This window comes from Bacillus sp. ISO11 (genome assembly GCF_003458115.1).
Lineage (GTDB): Bacteria > Bacillota > Bacilli > Bacillales > Bacillaceae_G > Bacillus_A > Bacillus_A cereus.
The window spans coordinates 23,085-40,960 of sequence record NZ_QXCO01000015.1; the positions used below are offsets into that span (position 1 = coordinate 23,085).

The window sequence follows — 17,876 nt, forward strand, 5'->3', positions numbered from 1 at the left end:
CGTATGAAATGCACAGTAGAGTCGGACTCTACTGTGCATTTTGCTATGCTTTTCTTTTTTGAAAGAGAGGTTAAAATGTGAAACAAGCAAGATTTATTACTGAAGGCGCCGCGTTGTTGGCTATATATGCAATGTTATTGCTTATATCTATGTATGTTCCGATTTTGGGTACAGTTGTAACTTTTGCGTTGCCGTTACCATTTATACTATTAATGATAAGACATAAACTATCTAATGTGCTCGTGGTTTTTGTAGCGGCACTTTTTGTTACTGTTATTGTGAGTCAACCGATGAATTTAGTGAAGACAATTATGTTTGGATTGATAGGGATTGTTTTAGGATATATGTATAAAACAAGAAAAAAGCCAGTGGAAATCTTAATAGCTGGGACGCTTGCATACTTAATTGGTTTTGTACTTATTTATGTTGCGAGTATAAAGTTTTTCAACATAGATATAATGAAGCAAATGCAAAGTATATTTAGTGAAAGTATGGCGAAAAGCGAAAAGATAGTAAGTGCTACAGGTATGCCGATTAGTAAGGAACAAAAAGAGTTACTTGCACAAATGAATGATATATTACAATCGTTACTTCCGAGTATACTTGTGCTAGTTTCAGTATGTTTTTCTTGGATTACAGTGATAATATCAGGTAGTGTTTTGAAAAAGTTAAAACATGACGTTATATCTTGGCCTAAATTTAAAGATATACAATTACCAAAGAGTATCATTTGGTATTACGTTATATTTATTTTGTTAGCAACTTTTATAAAAGTAGAACCAACATCATATTTACATATGGTATTTTCTAACCTAAATGTCATATTTGCACTATTGCTTGTACTGCAAGGTCTGACATTTATCGCCTTTTTAGCGTATAGAAAAGGTTTTACTAAAGGGGTTCCTATTATTAGTTTTATTGCATGCATGTTTATTCCGATGCTGTTTCCTCTTGTGACAATCTTAGGTATAATTGACTTAGGGATTTCATTGCGTTCTAAAATAGGGGGATAAAATAATATTCCTTATACTATTTTAATCTGTTTAACTAACTGGAAGGTGAGTTAGTTTTACTTTATAGGAGTTGTATACATGCCTGAATTTGATAAGAAACAGTGGTTTTTATATCCTGTTTATGTATTGGCATTTTTTGTGTTTGTGCTCATTTCAATTCTCTGTTATTTTCATTTAATTATGGGGATAGCTGCTTTTGTCATTTTTTGTATCGTATTCTTTATCGTTATACGATTTGAACTTAATTTTCAAAGGAATTTCGAAAAGCATACGACAGATATGATTACAAGAGTAAAGAAAGTAAGTAATGAAGCATTTAACCAAATGCCGATTGGTATTTTGTTATACAATAAGGATTATGGGATTGATTGGGCAAATCCTTATTTATCTTCATGTCTGGGACAGCATGCATTAGCTGGATGGCACCTTTACGATGTATCAGAAACATTACTTCTTTTCATTAAAGGAGAAACTTCTGATGATATAGTCTCTTTAAATAATCGAAAGTTTCGCGTTTTTGTAAGGAAAGAAGAAAAGTTAATTTATTTCTTTGATGTAACGGAACAAACAGAAATCGAAAAGATGTACGAGGATCAAAGGACTGTTTTAGCTGTCATCTATTTGGATAATTATGATGAAGTTACACAAGGATTAGATGATCAATTACGTACGAATATAACAAGTCTTGTGACATCGCGACTAAATGAATGGGCACTTAAGTATGGGGCGTATTTAAAACGTGCATCTTCAGAAAGATTCTTCGTTGTGCTAAATGAAAGTATTTTGACGCAGATGGAAAAAGGGAAATTTAGCATTTTAGATCAGGTGCGTGAAGAAACATCTAAAAGGAATATACCACTTACATTAAGTGTGGGTGTCGGATCAGGTGATTTACCTTTATCAGAGCTTGGAGCAATGGCTCAATCTGGTTTAGATCTTGCGCTTGGGCGTGGGGGAGACCAAGTAGCTATTAAACAAGCGACAGGTAAAGTTAAGTTCTATGGAGGTAAGACAAATCCGGTTGAAAAACGTACCCGTGTACGCGCTAGGGTCATTTCGCATGCGTTAAAGGATTTAGTATTAGAAAGTAGTAATGTCATTATTATGGGGCATAGGGCTCCCGATATGGACGCAATTGGTGCTGCGATTGGTATTTTAAAAGTGGCTCAATTAAATGAGCGTAAAGGATATATTGTGTTAGATGAAAATGATTCCGATAAAGGAATTAAGCGTTTGATGGACAAAGTGAAACAAAATGAGGAGTTATGGTCTCGTTTTATTACTCCAGAGCAAGCGATGGAATTTGCAAATGATGAGTCGTTACTTGTTGTTGTCGATACGCATAAACCTTCTATGGTGATGGAGCAAAAACTGTTACATAAAATTGAAAATGTAGTAGTTATTGATCATCATCGCCGTGGAGAAGATTTTATTGAAGATCCATTGCTAGTTTATATGGAACCATATGCTTCTTCAACAGCAGAATTGGTTACAGAATTACTTGAGTATCAACCTAAAAATTTAAAGATGACAATGTTAGAAGCGACGGCATTGTTAGCGGGTATTATTGTCGACACGAAAAGTTTCACATTCCGGACAGGGGCTCGTACATTTGATGCTGCTTCTTATTTACGCTCACATGGTGCAGATACTGTACTTGTACAAGAACTTTTAAAGGAAGATATGGATCAGTATTTACGGGTTGCAAAAGCTATAAAAAATGCGTACATTTATAAAAATGGAATTGCGATTGCTAAAGTTGATAGTGATGATTACTACGATCAAGTGCTTATTGCGCAATCGGCAGACACGTTATTAACGATGACAGGGATTATTGCATCATTTGTTGTTGCGAAACGTGGCGAGAATCTCATTGGAATTAGCAGCAGGTCTTTAGGTGAAGTGAATGTGCAGCTAATTATGGAAAACTTAGGCGGGGGCGGGCATTTGACGAATGCAGCCACACAGATGAAAAATGTTACAGTAGATGAAGCTGAGGAGAAGCTTCGATTTGTTATTGATGACTATTTACAGGGAGGCACACAATCATGAAAGTAATTTTTCTAAAAGACGTAAAAGGTAAAGGTAAAAAAGGAGAAGTAAAAAACGTACCAGATGGCTATGCAAATAACTTCTTATTAAAACAAGGATTAGCTGCTGAAGCAACAAATAGCAGTATGAAAACTTTAGAAGCTCAAAAGCGTAAAGAAGAAAAAGATGCAGCAGCAGAGCTTGAAAATGCAAAAGAGTTAAAAGAGACTTTAGAGAAATTAACTGTAGAATTAAAGGCGAAATCTGGAGAAGGTGGCCGTTTATTTGGTTCTATCACAAGCAAACAAATCGTAGATGCAATGCAAAAATCACACAAGATTAAGCTTGATAAACGTAAATTTGAAATGGACGATGCAATCCGCGCGTTAGGTTATACAAACGTTACTGTGAAATTGCATCCACAAGTAACAGCAACAGTAAAAGTTCATGTTAGTGAACAATAAAAATAAATTAAGCAAGGAGGATTGCGTATGAGTGATGTACTTGCTGATCGTACCCCTCCGCATAATATAGAGGCTGAGCAGGCGGTTTTAGGGGCCATATTGATTGATCAAGATGCGTTAACTTCAGCATCAGAGTTATTGGTACCTGATTCGTTCTATCGAACGAAACATCAAAAGATTTTTGAAGTCATGCTTGGGCTATCTGATAAGGGAGAGCCGATCGACTTAGTAATGATGACATCAGCAATGGCTGATCAAGGATTACTAGAAGAAGTTGGTGGGGTTTCTTACTTAGCAGAGTTAGCAGAAGTTGTGCCAACTGCAGCTAACGTAGAATATTACGCACGCATCATCGCTGAAAAGGCGCTTTTACGTCGTTTAATTCGCACGGCGACTCATATTGTATCGGATGGATACGAGAGAGAAGATGATGTGGATGGTCTTTTAAATGAGGCTGAGAAAAAAATATTAGAAGTATCCCATCAAACGAATGCAAAAGCATTCCAAAACATTAAAGATGTTCTTGTAGATGCTTATGACAAAATTGAACTTTTGCATAATCAAAAGGGTGAAGTTACTGGGATACCAACTGGGTTTACTGAATTAGATAAGATGACAGCAGGTTTCCAACGAAATGATTTAATTATCGTGGCAGCACGTCCATCAGTAGGGAAAACGGCATTTTCATTAAATATTGCACAAAACGTAGCGACGAAAACGGATGAAAATGTAGCGATTTTTAGTTTGGAGATGGGTGCTGATCAGCTTGTTATGCGTATGCTTTGTGCAGAAGGGAATATTGATGCACAAAGACTTCGTACTGGTTCATTAACTTCCGATGATTGGGCAAAATTAACAATGGCAATGGGGAGTCTCTCAAATGCTGGTATATATATTGATGATACGCCAGGTATTAAAGTAAATGAGATTCGAGCAAAATGTCGTAGATTAAAGCAAGAACAAGGTCTTGGTATGATTTTGATTGACTATTTGCAGCTTATTCAAGGAAGTGGGAAATCAGGAGAAAACCGTCAGCAGGAAGTATCTGAGATTTCTCGTACCTTAAAAGGGATTGCACGTGAATTGCAAGTGCCTGTTATTGCTTTATCACAGTTATCTCGTGGTGTAGAATCTCGTCAAGATAAACGCCCGATGATGTCTGATATTCGTGAATCTGGAAGTATTGAGCAGGATGCTGATATTGTAGCTTTCCTATATCGTGAAGACTACTATGATCGAGAAACGGAAAACAAAAATACAATTGAAATTATTATTGCAAAACAACGTAACGGTCCAGTAGGTTCAGTGGAACTTGCATTCGTCAAAGAGTTCAATAAGTTCGTTAACTTAGAACGTCGTTTTGAGGATGGACATGCTCCACCGGCATAAAGGCAGTATAAAAAAGAAACACATTTCTTATAATAAGATGTGTTTCTTTTTTTTTATAAGAAAGATAAGGCTTTCATAAGTTAAATATATAATTCTTACGAACGAAAATGTTTTTTTGTGAAAAAATGTTCGCTTTTCGGTTGACTTCTCTTTCGGTTTTGGTACAATTATATTGTTTGAATAGATCGTTTGAAAATTGCGGAGGTGCTTTAATAATGTCTTCAGTAGTAGTTGTAGGAACACAATGGGGCGATGAAGGAAAAGGTAAAATCACTGATTTTCTTTCTGAGCATGCGGAAGTAGTTGCAAGATATCAAGGTGGAAATAACGCGGGACATACAATTGTTTTCGGCGGAGTTAAATATAAATTACACTTAATTCCATCTGGTATTTTCTATAAAGAGAAAATTTGTGTAATCGGAAACGGATTAGTAGTAGATCCAAAAGCATTACTTGAAGAGTTAAAATACTTACACGATCGTGGTGTAAGTACTGATAATTTACGTGTAAGTAACCGTGCACATGTTATTTTACCTTACCACTTAAAGCAAGATGAGTTAGAAGAAGCAAGTAAAGGTGATAACAAAATCGGTACAACGAAAAAAGGTATCGGTCCTGCATATATGGATAAAGCTGCTCGTATTGGTATTCGTATGGCTGATCTTTTAGACCGTGAAGCATTTAAAGAGAAGCTTGAGCGCAATTTAGTAGAAAAAAATCGTTTATTTGAAAAAATGTACGATACAGAAGGTTTCACTGTAGAAGAAATTTTCGAAGAGTACTTCGAGTACGGGCAACAAATCGCGCAATATGTATGTGATACATCTGTTGTATTAAATGATGCATTAGATAATAATCACCGTGTATTATTTGAAGGTGCGCAAGGTGTTATGCTTGATATTGACCACGGTACGTACCCGTTCGTTACATCTTCTAACCCAATTGCTGGTGGTGTAACAGTTGGAACTGGAGTTGGTCCTGCGAAAGTTACTCGCGTTGTAGGTGTATGTAAAGCATATACAAGCCGCGTTGGTGATGGTCCATTCCCTACTGAGCTTCATGATGAAATTGGTCATCAAATTCGTGAAGTTGGTCGCGAGTATGGAACGACAACTGGTCGTCCACGCCGCGTAGGTTGGTTCGATAGCGTTGTTGTAAGACATGCACGTCGTGTTAGTGGTTTAACGGATCTATCATTAAATTCTATCGACGTTTTAACAGGTATTCCAACTCTTAAAATTTGTGTTGCTTACAAATACAATGGTGAAGTTATTGATGAAGTTCCAGCTAACTTAAACATTTTAGCAAAATGTGAGCCTGTATATGAAGAGCTTCCAGGTTGGGAAGAAGATATTACTGGTGTAAAATCATTAGATGAACTTCCTGAAAATGCACGAAAATACGTAGAACGTGTTTCTGAGTTAACAGGAATTCAAATATCTATGTTCTCAGTTGGACCAGATCGTAACCAAACAAATATTGTTCGTAACGTATACGAAGCTTAATTAATAGTGTTTAGAAAAAACTCATGTCCGCATGAGTTTTTTCTTATTCTTTTATAAAAAAACGAAAAAAGTATTGCAATAAATACAGAATACATGTTATGATACATCTTGTCGTCACGAAAATATGACGTTGGTGAGTATGAGCCATTAGCTCAGTTGGTAGAGCATCTGACTTTTAATCAGAGGGTCGAAGGTTCGAGTCCTTCATGGCTCACCATTTTATTTTTCGTGGCCCGTTGGTCAAGTGGTTAAGACACCGCCCTTTCACGGCGGTAACACGGGTTCGAATCCCGTACGGGTCATGTTTTTTTTTGCGTATTTTTGGTCCCGTGGTGTAGTGGTTAACATGCCTGCCTGTCACGCAGGAGATCGCCGGTTCGACCCCGGTCGGGACCGCCACTTTTGTTTATACCACCATTAGTGGTTTTATATATAGTTTTGGCTCGGTAGCTCAGTCGGTAGAGCAGAGGACTGAAAATCCTCGTGTCGGCGGTTCGATTCCGTCCCGAGCCACTCTCAGGATATTAAGTGGGCCCACTTAATATCCTTTTTATTTATGTAATTTTACAAAACTGAGTAGTTATTTTAAAATAGAACGAGGAGCCTCTAGCAGTTGAAGCTAGAGGTTTTTCTATAGATCGTATAAGATGCCGTGTAAAAGTGGATCATACATGAGTCTATGAGAATAGAGGAGAAAATACTTAAACAAAGGATGCGGTCATATAGGACATACTATGTAAACATCAATATGTTTAGGGATTATTGACCATATTTTTATAAGGAGGAAATAGACGATGATGGGAAAGAAAATTTTAGTAGTTGATGATGAAAAGCCGATTGCAGATATTTTGAAGTTTAACTTAGAAAAAGAAGGTTTTGAAATAGTAATGGCGCATGATGGTGATGAAGCAATTGAAAAGGCTAATGAAGAGCAACCAGATATGGTTTTATTAGATATTATGCTACCAGGTAAAGACGGCTTAGAGGTTTGCCGTGAAATACGTAAAAGCTCAGAAATGCCGATTATTATGCTTACAGCAAAGGACTCTGAGATTGATAAAGTATTAGGGCTTGAGCTTGGGGCAGATGATTATGTAACGAAGCCATTTAGTACAAGGGAATTACTTGCTCGTGTGAAGGCGAATTTACGCCGCCATCAACAAGGTGGTGCTGCGGAAAAAGAAGAAAATACAGAAATGGTTATTGGACCAATTGTGATTAATCCAAATGCATATAGTGTAACGAAGCGCGAGGAAAATATCGAGCTTACACATCGTGAATTTGAGTTGCTACATTATTTAGCGAAACATTTAGGACAAGTTATGACACGCGAACATTTATTACAAACAGTTTGGGGTTATGACTATTTTGGAGATGTGCGCACAGTAGACGTTACAGTACGTCGTTTGCGTGAAAAAATTGAAGATAATCCAAGCCATCCTACTTTAATTGTAACTAGACGTGGAGTAGGGTATTACTTGCGTGACCCAGAGCAGGAATAGTATATGAAGAAAGTTGGTTTTTTTCAATCTATTCATTTAAAATTTGTGCTTATATATATGCTATTAATATTAATAGCGATGCAAGTTATTGGAGTATATTTCGTAAGGGAATTAGAGAAGAGCTTAGTACAAGGTTTTAGGGATTCTTTAACGCAGCAAACAAACTTATTATCATATAATTTGAAGCAAGAGTTTAAAAAAAGTTATACAAAAGCAGAAACAGAGTCAACAGATGAAACGATTAAAACTTCAATTCGAAAATTTGCCTCTGATCAGAAGAAAGTTATACAAGAGGTAAGTGTATTTGATTCGCACAGAAAGTTACTGGCTATTTCAGATGAATCAAAGCAGAATAAGGTGAATCGAACATCAACTGATATAGCTGTTCAGCGAGTATTAGTACAAAAAAAGCCGGAAGTGAAAATTGAGAAGGATGGTAGTACAGGTCATCGTGTTCAAGTTATGCTTACTCCGATTCTAGATGATAACGGTAAGGATGCGCTTGGTGTTATTTACATTGTGGCATCTATGGAAGATGTATATAAACAAATGAAGGATATAAATCAAATTTTTGCTACGGGAACAGTAATTGCTTTATTAGTAACGGCCGTACTTGGGATTTTATTGGCTCAAACAATTACAAGACCAATTTCAGATATGCGGAGACAAGCAATCGAAATGGCAAAAGGAAATTATTCCAGAAAAGTAAAAGTGCATAGCCATGATGAAATTGGACAACTGGCATTATCCTTCAATAATTTATCGAAAAAATTACAACAAGCTCGTTCTTCTACAGAAAGTGAAAGGCGTAAATTATCATCTGTTTTATCACATATGACAGATGGAGTAATTGCTACTGATCGAAAAGGGGATATTATTTTACTAAATGACCCTGCGGAAAAGATGTTAAATGTTTCTCGTGAAACAGCGCTCGATCAATCTGTTTTAGAGGTATTAGGGATACAGGAAGAATTTACGCTCGATCATTTATATGAAGAGCCAGATTCTGTTTTATTAGATTTTAGTACGAGAAACGAACCATATATTTTACGTGCTAGTTTCTCTGTTATTCAAAAAGAAACAGGGAAGGCAAACGGCTTAATTGCTGTACTATATGATGTAACAGAGCAGGAACGTATAGAACGGGAACGCCGTGAGTTTGTGGCAAATGTCTCTCATGAATTAAGGACGCCATTAACGACGATGCGCAGTTATTTAGAGGCACTTACAGATGGAGCATGGCAGGATCCAAATATTGCACCACAATTTTTAACGGTTACACAAGAAGAAACAGAAAGAATGATTAGACTTGTAAATGCGTTGTTACAGCTATCTAAACTGGATAGTACAGAGCATCGTTTAATGAAAGAATGGGTCGACTTTACTGATTTCTTTAATAATATTATTGATCGCTTTGAAATGTCTAAAGAGCAAAATGTAAGTTTCAAACGATCTTTCTCTAAGAAATCTAGATTTATTGATATGGATACTGACAAAATTACTCAAGTGCTGTATAACATTATTTCTAACGCATTAAAGTATTCACCAGAAGGTGGAACAGTAACATATCGTTTACGTGATCGCGGTGATTTATTAGAAATTAGTGTAAGTGACCAAGGAATGGGTATTCCAAAAGAAAACGTTGATAAAATCTTTGAACGTTTTTATCGCGTAGATAAAGCTCGTTCAAGACAAATGGGTGGTACGGGACTTGGATTAGCAATTGCAAAAGAAATGATTGAGGCACATGGTGGCTCTATTTGGGCGAAGAGTGAAGAAGGAAAAGGGACAACTATTTATTTCACGTTACCAATGGCAGCAGATGAAGAGGACGATTGGGAATGAGTATGGAAAACTTTAAAACAATAGTTTTAATTAACCTAGTTGTAATTAGCCTATTTCTTACTTTTAATCTATGGACGTATGTGCCAGATTCTACATCCATGCAAAACGCGAAATTTGTACAGGGGAATGAAGGAATGAACCAAACTAAAATTTCCGATGTTGTCCGTCCTACTTCTATCATCGTGCATAAAGATAAAAATCATTATGGGAGCAGAAGAGAGGCAGATATAGAATCAATCTATAAGCCTCTAGAAGTAGGGGAACTACATGGTTTTAGAGAGATATCAATCACTAAGGGGGATTTCCTTTCATATGTGCATGGTGAAGGGAAAGTTGAACTTGTTTTCCCTACCGATATCCCATTTGATGCAGTTAAATCCATGTTCAACATGAAAGAGAAAAGTACAGATAAGCCTAAACATTTTAATCGTATTCTCCTTGATCCTTCTAGAAGTAAGGATCAAGAAATTAAAATTAACTTTGTTTCTGATGGTGATAACTTTAAAATATACGAGGCAAAATTAAGTGGCTTGTATTTAAAAGATATTGTAAATGCCCAAAATCAATTTATAGTATCAGCAAAACCTTATTTTGATTATCAACTTAATGATATGAAAAAATTATTTTTACCAGATGGAACGACAGAGTTAAGCAATATAACATATATTTCATCTAATTTAGCAGTTGATACGTTTAAGAATACTCTGTTTAGTGATCCTCGTTATTTAAGTCCGATTACCGAGATGTCGAAAGAAACATTTACAGATGGTATTAGATCCATGGAAATTGAAAACGATCGTCACATGCTAAAGTATAAAAACTCTTCTGTTTTAACTGAGAAAACGATAGATAATTTAATGCTTTTACAAAAAAGCTTTGAATTTGTAAGTGGTCACAGTGGGAGTTTGGATTCATATCGTTTGGACTATATGAATAAAGGAGAGACAGTATTTCGCTTAAATGAAGATGGATATTCAGTATTCAATGCAGATGGATTAGCGGAATTAAGACAAGTATGGGGATCAGAAGAAGTAATGGAATATGAAAGACCGTTGCTGTCTTTAAATACTAAAGGTATAGAACAGAAGGTTACTCTTCCGTCAGGGCATGTTGTAATAGCATCCCTAGAAAATAATCCAGAGATAAAGAAACAATTAATTAAGGATATTGGCATTGGATACAAGTTATCACTAGATGGGCAAGTGGTTCGACTACAACCAATTTGGTATGTAAAGCTTGTTGAAGATGAAACAGGTAAACAGAAAATCTATGAGTGGAGTGAGGGAGGACTAAATGGATTGGGATCGGATTAAAACCATATTTATTGTGACCTTTTTTGTTTTGGACCTCTTTCTCATTTTCCAATTCATTCAAAAGCAAGATAGTAATCAATTGGAGCTTATTGCAGAAACAAAGATAGATCAAGAATTAAAAGCAAATAAAATTACGATGGGAAATATCCCTAAAGAACCGAAAAAAGAGTCATTTATTAGAGCGGAAAATAAAGCCTTTAAAGAAGAAGATATACAGTCTTTGAAAAATCAAACGGTGCATATACAAAATATGTACAAGATAGAAAGTAAGCTAAAAGAGCCTTTTTTAAATACGAAATCATTATCAAAAGATAAGTATAATGAATTTTTGAAGAACTATGTATTGGATGGACAAAAGTATGAATTTGGAGCGGTGAAAGACTCTAAAATTTATTTCTTCCAAAAATATAAAGATAAGCCTATTTTCTATAATAATCAGGCGATGATTGTTGTGGAATTAAATGAAAAAAATGAACTTGTTTCATATACGCAGACAATGCTAACTGATTTAAAGGAAATGGGCGAAGGTGAAAAAACGAAAGAGCAAGAAATTATTACGGCTCAAACAGCTTTAGAAAATTTGTATTTAAAAAATAAAATTCATGGAAATACGCATGTTAAAGAAGCGCAAATTGGTTATGCCACTCTTACCGCATCTACTTCTAATAACCAAGTACTTGCTCCAACGTGGAATTTAAAAACGGAGCAGAAGCAGGACTTCTTTGTGAATGCAATTGAAGGACAAGTTATGGAATTAGGAGAAAAGGAAAATCAAGTGGTTGATGAACATACTGGAGTGAGAAAGAATGGGGTTGCATTTTAGCGTACTTGCAAGTGGAAGTACAGGAAATATGCTATACGTAGGAACCGATGAAAAAAAATTACTAGTCGACGCAGGTTTAAGTGGTAAAGCAACAGAGGCTTTATTTAAACAAGCAGAACTAAATATAAATGATGTATCAGGTATTCTTGTAACGCATGAGCATAGTGATCATATTAAAGGATTAGGTGTATTGGCACGTAAATATGATTTACCTGTTTATGCGAATGAGAAAACATGGAATGCAATGGAACATTTAATAGGAAATATCCCAACTGAACAAAAGTTTATTTTCTCAGTTGGTGATGTGAAAACATTTGGTGATATTGAAGTCGAGTCATTTGGAGTTTCTCATGATGCGGCAGAACCGATGTTTTATGCTTTCCATAACAATAATAGGAAATTAGCGCTTATTACAGATACGGGATACGTAAGTGACCGTATGAAGGGCGTTATTAAGGGAGCTAATGCTTTTGTATTTGAAAGTAATCATGATGTAGAAATGCTTCGTATGGGACGTTATCCATGGAGCATTAAACGACGTATTTTAAGTGACGTTGGGCATGTTTGTAATGAGGATGCTGCATTAGCGATGGCAGATGTAATTACAGATGAGACAAAGCATATTTATTTAGCCCATTTAAGCTTAGATAATAACATGAAAGAACTAGCGCGTATGTCAGTATCACAAGTACTAGAGGAAAAAGGATTTGGAGTGGGTGAATCCTTTGAAATTCACGATACAGATCCAAAAATGCCTACAAAAATTCAATACGTATAATTCTTCATTTTAGTAAACAATAAAGGTGAATATAGTTGTTTTCAGGAAGATAGGTGAACAAATATGTCCTTTATTGATGAAGAAAGTTATCGTATGAAACGTGCAGGAAAAAAGAAGCACAAAGGTATAGTTCTTTCGAGTATAGCGGGAACAATTGTAGGAGCTTCTTTATTTGCGTTTGGAGCGCCTTTATTTTCGAATTCTGCTGATACGCTTCCGCAAGCTGAAGCAAGCGGAAGTAATATGGCTGAAGCTCAAGGGATTAAACAGATTAGCTTTGTAGATGCTGTTGATCGTGCATCTGAAGCTGTTGTGGGTGTTATTAACATTCAACGAGATAATTTTTCAGAGGCAGATTCAGAGGCCGGTACAGGATCAGGAGTAATTTATAAAAAGACAGATGGTCAAGCTTATATTGTAACGAATAATCATGTTGTAGCTGGAGCGAATCGTATTGAAGTAAGTCTAAGTGATGGTAAGAAGGTTCCTGGAAAAGTATTAGGAACCGATGTAGTCACAGATTTAGCTGTATTAGAAATAGATGCAAAGCATGTGAAAAAAATAATTGAAATTGGCGATTCTAATACTGTTCGCAGAGGAGAACCAGTTATTGCGATTGGAAACCCACTTGGACTGCAATTTTCTGGAACAGTTACACAAGGTATTATTTCAGCTAATGAACGTATTGTCCCTGTAGATTTAGATCAAGATGGACATTATGATTGGCAAGTAGAAGTGTTACAAACAGATGCAGCGATTAATCCGGGGAATAGTGGTGGTGCGCTTGTAAATGCAGCAGGACAATTAATTGGTATTAATTCAATGAAAATTGCTGCAAAAGAAGTAGAAGGAATCGGCCTTGCTATTCCGGTGACTAGAGCTGTTCCGATTATGAATGAACTTGAGAAGTATGGAAAAGTAAGAAGACCGTATGTTGGGATTGAACTTAGGTCATTAAATGAAATCCCAAACTATTATTGGTCAAAAACATTACATTTACCAGGTACTGTAACAGAGGGCGTTTGTATTTTGGATGTGAAAAGTCCTTCGCCAGGTGCGGATGCTGGTTTAAGAGAACATGATGTTATTGTGGCAGTAGATGGAAAACCGATTCGCGATATTATTGGATTCCGTACGGCCTTATATGATAAGGAAATTAATGATAAAATGACCCTTACGTTTTATCGTGGTACAAAAAGAGTAACAACAACAGTGAAATTAGGCATTCAAAAGTATTAAAAACAGGAGGGCCTACCTCCTGTTTTCTATTGTAGAAAAGTGAGGTGTAGAAAATGAATTTACCTTGTTGTTTAGAACATGTTGAATTAGCGTTAGATATTATTGTGGATGAGTGTGAAGTTGCACCAGTTATCAACAATGTGGATAACTCGGGAAAAGAGAAAAAAACATGTGAATTTTGTCAAAATGAGGCGACATATGTTGTATCGAACACAGATTCCCACACAATATGTGGGTAGTATTTGTGGATATGTGGATAAGTTTTGTGGATAACATGTTTGTAAGGTGGAGGATACGTGTGAATATCTCGATTATTTCAATTGGGAAATTAAAAGAAAAATATTTGAAACAAGGTATAGCAGAATACTTAAAACGATTATCTGCATACGCAAAAGTAGAAGTAATTGAATTACCTGATGAAAAGGCGCCAGAAAATTTAAGTGAAGCAGAAATGTTAATTGTAAAGGAAAAAGAAGGTATACGTATACTCGATAAAATTTCTGATGACACGCATGTGATTGCATTAGCTATAGAAGGAAAGCAAAAGTCATCAGAAGAATTTGCGGTAAGTCTAGATCGCCTTGCTACATACGGAAAGAGTAAAGTCGCATTTGTAATTGGTGGATCACTTGGACTAAGCTCAGGAGTGATGAAGCGTTCAAATGAATCACTTTCTTTTTCAAAGATGACATTACCACACCAATTAATGCGATTAGTGTTGCTTGAGCAAGTGTATAGAGCGTTTCGGATTAATCGTGGAGAACCGTATCATAAGTAATGTATTCTATGTAAAACACTGATATTATCATATTTATTTTATTATGCCTATAATTGGAGGCTATGTGAATGGTAAGTGATCAGACGAGATATTCTAGACTCGCAAATATAACAAAAATAATAAATACGAAATTAGAACTACGTGACGTATTGCAGCGTGTGACAATGGCGATATCAGAGGAAATTGTTAGGTGCGATGCTGTTGGAATTTATTTACCCCAGGAAGATGGAACATTTAGAGGGTTTGCAGGAAAACCAGAGACTATAAATGGCGTAACGCTCGATACTCAAGTAATTGATCCTGAAATAGACTTACTGGCAAAAGAGGTTATTGAAACGAAAAAAACCATCTATATTCCTGATACCTCAAAGGATCATCGACCAGATCCGAGACCGGTTAATGCATTCAAAATTAAGTCCTTATTAGCTTTGCCTATCTCATTTGGGCAAGAGTTATTTGGTCTAGTTTTTTTATTTGATTATGGAATTCCGATGAACTTAACAGATTCAGAAATTCAAAGTGTTGAAGCTTATGTAAATATGGTTGCGGTTGCAATTCAAAACACAAATAATTTAAAACAAAAGGAAAACCTTATTGCTGAGAAGCAGCTGTTACTAAATGTTACACGTGATTTATCAATGTGTTCCTCGATACAGGAGAGTTTTGATAAATGCTTTTTTTACCTAGAACAGATTTTAGAGAGTAAAAATATGACTGCTCATCTTCTAGATCCGCTAGATAAAACAACAATTAAAACAACGAAATTAAGTAAGGGCTGTCATTGGACAGAAGCGGATTGGACAGAGAAAAGCTATGAAGCCAAGATTCAAGAAGTTATTCAAACAAAAAATATAGATAGTAAGGGTCTATTGATGATTCCATTGGTTTCAATTGGAGAAGTATTAGGGGTAATCGTCGTTGGCAAAGAAGGAAAAGCTCACAATTATGATCATTCTCAACTTCAACTAGCAAAATCTATCGTTGATGCCACAGCCCCTACGTTTTCGAATTTGTCATATATGGATCAACTAGAAAGCATAGTGGAAGAGCGAACGAGAGAGCTAGCTGCTGCTAATGAAAAAGTTACAAGTGTGATTGAATGTATTACGGATGGATTTTTTATTTTAAATAATAAATGGGAATTTACGTACGTAAATAAGCACCAATATTTTCCGCAAAGAAAAACAGCAAAAGATGTATTAGGAAAGAATATATGGGATGTTTTCCCGAGTGAAATCGACACAGTTATGTATAAGGAATTTCATCGTGCGATGTCAGAGCGAACTACAGTTCATTTCGAATTTCTTTCTACTGCAGATGAATATTGGCACGAAGTTATTGCATACCCGTATGATGATGGTATTTGTTGTATTTTTAAAAACATAACGGAAAAAAAGAAATATGAACAGGAATTGAAAAGATTATCCAACATAGATTTAATAGGGCAAATGGCAGCAGGTATCAGCCATGAAATTAGAAATCCAATGACAACAGTACTAGGATTTTTACAGTTATTAAAAGAAGAGAATACCTATGAGAAACATAATAAGTACTTTCATTTAATGATTGAAGAACTTAACCGTGCCAATTCTATTATTACTGAATTTCTCTCAATGGGTAATACAAGGAAATCGGATTTGCAGATGTTAGATTTAAATTCAATTATCCGCGATATTATTCCTTTAATAAAGATTGATACGTACAATCAAAATAAATATATTCAAGTCGATACAAATGACATTCCAGAATTACTTTTAAATCGTAATGAAATACGGCAATTATTAATGAATCTATATCGTAATGGCTTAGAAGCGATGAATACAGGGAAAGCTCTAACCATTAGCACTTACAAGGAAGGTCAAAATTGTGTGGTGCTTGCAGTGCGGGATCAAGGAAAAGGTATCAGGCCTGAAGTATTAGAGAAACTGGGTACGCCGTTTTACACGACCAAAGATAATGGAACTGGATTGGGGTTAGGTGTATGTTATGCCATTGCTGCCCGCCATAATGCAAAAATAGAAATTCAAACAGGATCGGAAGGCACTACCTTTTTTGTTAAATTTAATTATGAAAATAATAAAAAATAACCTTATTTAGAATAGTTACGATGAACCGTATCATAAATAAATTTATTCTTTGCATATAAAAGGATAAAAAGACCATTGGACAAAAATTACCGATGGTCTTTTAAATATTATTAGATGGTATGTAGATTTCCTAAAATAAGTATGTTTCTATTTCCATAAAAATATGCTGTAATATGAAGAGGAAAAAGTATAAGTAGTTAGAGAAGTGAGGAATTAAAGGTGAAGAAGTTTAAGAAGTTTTACTTGGAGATTACGAGTGTATGTAATCTTGCGTGTAGCTTTTGTCCGCCGACGGAAAGGCAGAAGCAATTCATTTCTGTGGAGGATTTTGCTAAAAGATTAGACCAAATTAAACCTCACACAGACTACATTTATTTGCACGTGAAGGGTGAGCCGTTGCTCCACCCGAAAATAGATCAACTATTAGACTTAAGTCATGAAAAAGGGTTTAAAGTTAATATTACAACGAACGGAACGTTAATTAATAAGAGAAGACATAGGCTGTTAAATAAGCCTGCGTTAAGACAAATGAATTTTTCACTGCATAGTTTTGATGGACATCCAGGTTCGCAAGATAAAGAGGGCTATGTAAGGAGTATACTTTCCTTCATTAGGGAAGCGACAAGTCAATCAGATTTAATTGTATCGTTAAGGTTATGGAATTTAACTCAGGATAATAAAACGAATGCTGAAATCCAGAAAAATAGAGAGTTATTATCTATAATTGAAAATGAATTTGATCTATCTTATCAAATTGAAGAGAAGCTTACACCAGGAAAAGGTATAAAAATTGCAGAACGTGTCTTTATTAATCAAGACTATGAATTCCAGTGGCCAGCATTACATGAAGAAGAGGATGATGGGAAAGGATTCTGTCATGGACTTCGTAATCAAGCGGGTATTTTAGCGAATGGAACAGTTATTCCTTGTTGTTTAGATGGTGAAGGGATTATTAACCTTGGGAATATTAATAATGATTCATTTTCTAACATTATCGAAGGTGAAAGAGCAACAAACATTGTCGATGGATTTTCGAAAAGAGTTGCGGTTGAAGAACTTTGCAGGAAATGTGGATATCGCAAACGGTTTGGGAAGTAAATATGAAATAA

General features: G+C 35.6%; 15 protein-coding genes and 4 tRNA genes. All 19 read left to right on the forward strand.

Going from position 1 to position 17,876, the window contains the following annotated elements; translation table 11 throughout:
- Positions 1 to 77 precede the first annotated feature (77 nt).
- Positions 78 to 1,013, forward strand: a complete 936-nt coding sequence (locus D1166_RS16715) for a YybS family protein (RefSeq protein ID WP_000806422.1) — start codon at positions 78 to 80, stop codon at positions 1,011 to 1,013.
- A 78-nt stretch (positions 1,014 to 1,091) separates the two neighbouring features.
- Complete coding sequence (locus tag D1166_RS16720) at positions 1,092 to 3,065, forward strand: DHH family phosphoesterase (protein WP_001113788.1); 1,974 nt, start codon at positions 1,092 to 1,094, stop codon at positions 3,063 to 3,065.
- The gene (rplI, locus tag D1166_RS16725; protein WP_000864228.1) at positions 3,062 to 3,508 is read left to right on the forward strand and encodes a 50S ribosomal protein L9; all 447 of its coding nucleotides are present in this window, start codon (positions 3,062 to 3,064) and stop codon (positions 3,506 to 3,508) included. The genes D1166_RS16720 and rplI overlap by 4 nt, the downstream gene beginning before the upstream one ends.
- 27 nt (positions 3,509 to 3,535) lie before the next feature.
- Positions 3,536 to 4,897 carry a replicative DNA helicase gene (dnaB, locus tag D1166_RS16730; RefSeq protein WP_001286148.1) on the forward strand — a complete coding sequence of 454 codons (1,362 nt, stop codon included), beginning with the start codon at positions 3,536 to 3,538 and terminating at the stop codon, positions 4,895 to 4,897.
- Between the two features lie 215 nt (positions 4,898 to 5,112).
- Positions 5,113 to 6,402, forward strand: a complete 1,290-nt coding sequence (locus tag D1166_RS16735; RefSeq protein ID WP_000100238.1) for an adenylosuccinate synthase — start codon at positions 5,113 to 5,115, stop codon at positions 6,400 to 6,402.
- Between the two features lie 141 nt (positions 6,403 to 6,543).
- Positions 6,544 to 6,619 (forward strand) — tRNA-Lys (locus tag D1166_RS16740).
- A gap of 13 nt (positions 6,620 to 6,632) precedes the next feature.
- Positions 6,633 to 6,704: transfer RNA gene (locus D1166_RS16745), tRNA-Glu, on the forward strand.
- Positions 6,705 to 6,725: 21 nt separating this feature from the next.
- A tRNA-Asp gene (locus tag D1166_RS16750) sits at positions 6,726 to 6,801 on the forward strand.
- 41 nt (positions 6,802 to 6,842) lie between these two features.
- Positions 6,843 to 6,915, forward strand: a tRNA-Phe gene (locus D1166_RS16755).
- Between the two features lie 281 nt (positions 6,916 to 7,196).
- On the forward strand, positions 7,197 to 7,904 hold the full coding sequence (gene walR / locus D1166_RS16760; protein ID WP_000971865.1) for a cell wall metabolism DNA-binding response regulator WalR: 708 nt from the start codon (positions 7,197 to 7,199) through the stop codon (positions 7,902 to 7,904).
- Between the two features lie 3 nt (positions 7,905 to 7,907).
- Positions 7,908 to 9,749, forward strand: a complete 1,842-nt coding sequence (gene walK, locus D1166_RS16765) for a cell wall metabolism sensor histidine kinase WalK (RefSeq protein WP_000755367.1) — start codon at positions 7,908 to 7,910, stop codon at positions 9,747 to 9,749.
- Entirely contained in the window at positions 9,746 to 11,062 is a 1,317-nt protein-coding gene (locus D1166_RS16770; RefSeq protein ID WP_097856127.1) for a YycH family regulatory protein, read from the forward strand. The genes walK and D1166_RS16770 overlap by 4 nt, the downstream gene beginning before the upstream one ends.
- A complete protein-coding gene (locus D1166_RS16775; RefSeq protein ID WP_000383740.1) occupies positions 11,043 to 11,885 on the forward strand; it encodes a two-component system regulatory protein YycI in 843 nt (280 codons plus the stop codon). The genes D1166_RS16770 and D1166_RS16775 overlap by 20 nt, the downstream gene beginning before the upstream one ends.
- On the forward strand, positions 11,869 to 12,663 hold the full coding sequence (locus tag D1166_RS16780) for an MBL fold metallo-hydrolase (protein WP_000522837.1): 795 nt from the start codon (positions 11,869 to 11,871) through the stop codon (positions 12,661 to 12,663). The genes D1166_RS16775 and D1166_RS16780 overlap by 17 nt, the downstream gene beginning before the upstream one ends.
- A 63-nt stretch (positions 12,664 to 12,726) precedes the next feature.
- On the forward strand, positions 12,727 to 13,902 hold the full coding sequence (locus tag D1166_RS16785) for a S1C family serine protease (RefSeq protein WP_000008042.1): 1,176 nt from the start codon (positions 12,727 to 12,729) through the stop codon (positions 13,900 to 13,902).
- Between the two features lie 53 nt (positions 13,903 to 13,955).
- Entirely contained in the window at positions 13,956 to 14,141 is a 186-nt protein-coding gene (locus D1166_RS16790) for a CxxH/CxxC protein (protein WP_001052831.1), read from the forward strand.
- Between the two features lie 59 nt (positions 14,142 to 14,200).
- Positions 14,201 to 14,680: a 23S rRNA (pseudouridine(1915)-N(3))-methyltransferase RlmH gene (rlmH, locus tag D1166_RS16795; protein WP_065702722.1), complete on the forward strand. Its 480-nt coding sequence runs from the start codon at positions 14,201 to 14,203 to the stop codon at positions 14,678 to 14,680.
- 68 nt (positions 14,681 to 14,748) lie between these two features.
- The gene (locus tag D1166_RS16800) at positions 14,749 to 16,767 is read left to right on the forward strand and encodes a GAF domain-containing sensor histidine kinase (RefSeq protein WP_097856128.1); all 2,019 of its coding nucleotides are present in this window, start codon (positions 14,749 to 14,751) and stop codon (positions 16,765 to 16,767) included.
- A 219-nt stretch (positions 16,768 to 16,986) separates the two neighbouring features.
- Entirely contained in the window at positions 16,987 to 17,865 is an 879-nt protein-coding gene (locus D1166_RS16805) for a radical SAM/SPASM domain-containing protein (RefSeq protein ID WP_000713633.1), read from the forward strand.
- The last annotated feature ends 11 nt before the right edge of the window (positions 17,866 to 17,876 follow it).

What these genes read in the sequence shown, in the direction of transcription:
- rplI (WP_000864228.1), top strand. Translation starts at nt 3,062, where the DNA reads ATGAAAGTAATTTTTCTAAAAGACGTAAAAGGTAAAGGTAAAAAAGGA.
- D1166_RS16780 (WP_000522837.1), top strand. Translation starts at nt 11,869, where the DNA reads ATGGGGTTGCATTTTAGCGTACTTGCAAGTGGAAGTACAGGAAATATG.
- D1166_RS16785 (WP_000008042.1), top strand. Translation starts at nt 12,727, where the DNA reads ATGTCCTTTATTGATGAAGAAAGTTATCGTATGAAACGTGCAGGAAAA.
- D1166_RS16720 (WP_001113788.1), top strand. Translation starts at nt 1,092, where the DNA reads ATGCCTGAATTTGATAAGAAACAGTGGTTTTTATATCCTGTTTATGTA.
- D1166_RS16800 (WP_097856128.1), top strand. Translation starts at nt 14,749, where the DNA reads ATGGTAAGTGATCAGACGAGATATTCTAGACTCGCAAATATAACAAAA.
- D1166_RS16775 (WP_000383740.1), top strand. Translation starts at nt 11,043, where the DNA reads ATGGATTGGGATCGGATTAAAACCATATTTATTGTGACCTTTTTTGTT.
- D1166_RS16790 (WP_001052831.1), top strand. Translation starts at nt 13,956, where the DNA reads ATGAATTTACCTTGTTGTTTAGAACATGTTGAATTAGCGTTAGATATT.
- dnaB (WP_001286148.1), top strand. Translation starts at nt 3,536, where the DNA reads ATGAGTGATGTACTTGCTGATCGTACCCCTCCGCATAATATAGAGGCT.
- walK (WP_000755367.1), top strand. Translation starts at nt 7,908, where the DNA reads ATGAAGAAAGTTGGTTTTTTTCAATCTATTCATTTAAAATTTGTGCTT.
- D1166_RS16735 (WP_000100238.1), top strand. Translation starts at nt 5,113, where the DNA reads ATGTCTTCAGTAGTAGTTGTAGGAACACAATGGGGCGATGAAGGAAAA.
- walR (WP_000971865.1), top strand. Translation starts at nt 7,197, where the DNA reads ATGATGGGAAAGAAAATTTTAGTAGTTGATGATGAAAAGCCGATTGCA.
- D1166_RS16770 (WP_097856127.1), top strand. Translation starts at nt 9,746, where the DNA reads ATGAGTATGGAAAACTTTAAAACAATAGTTTTAATTAACCTAGTTGTA.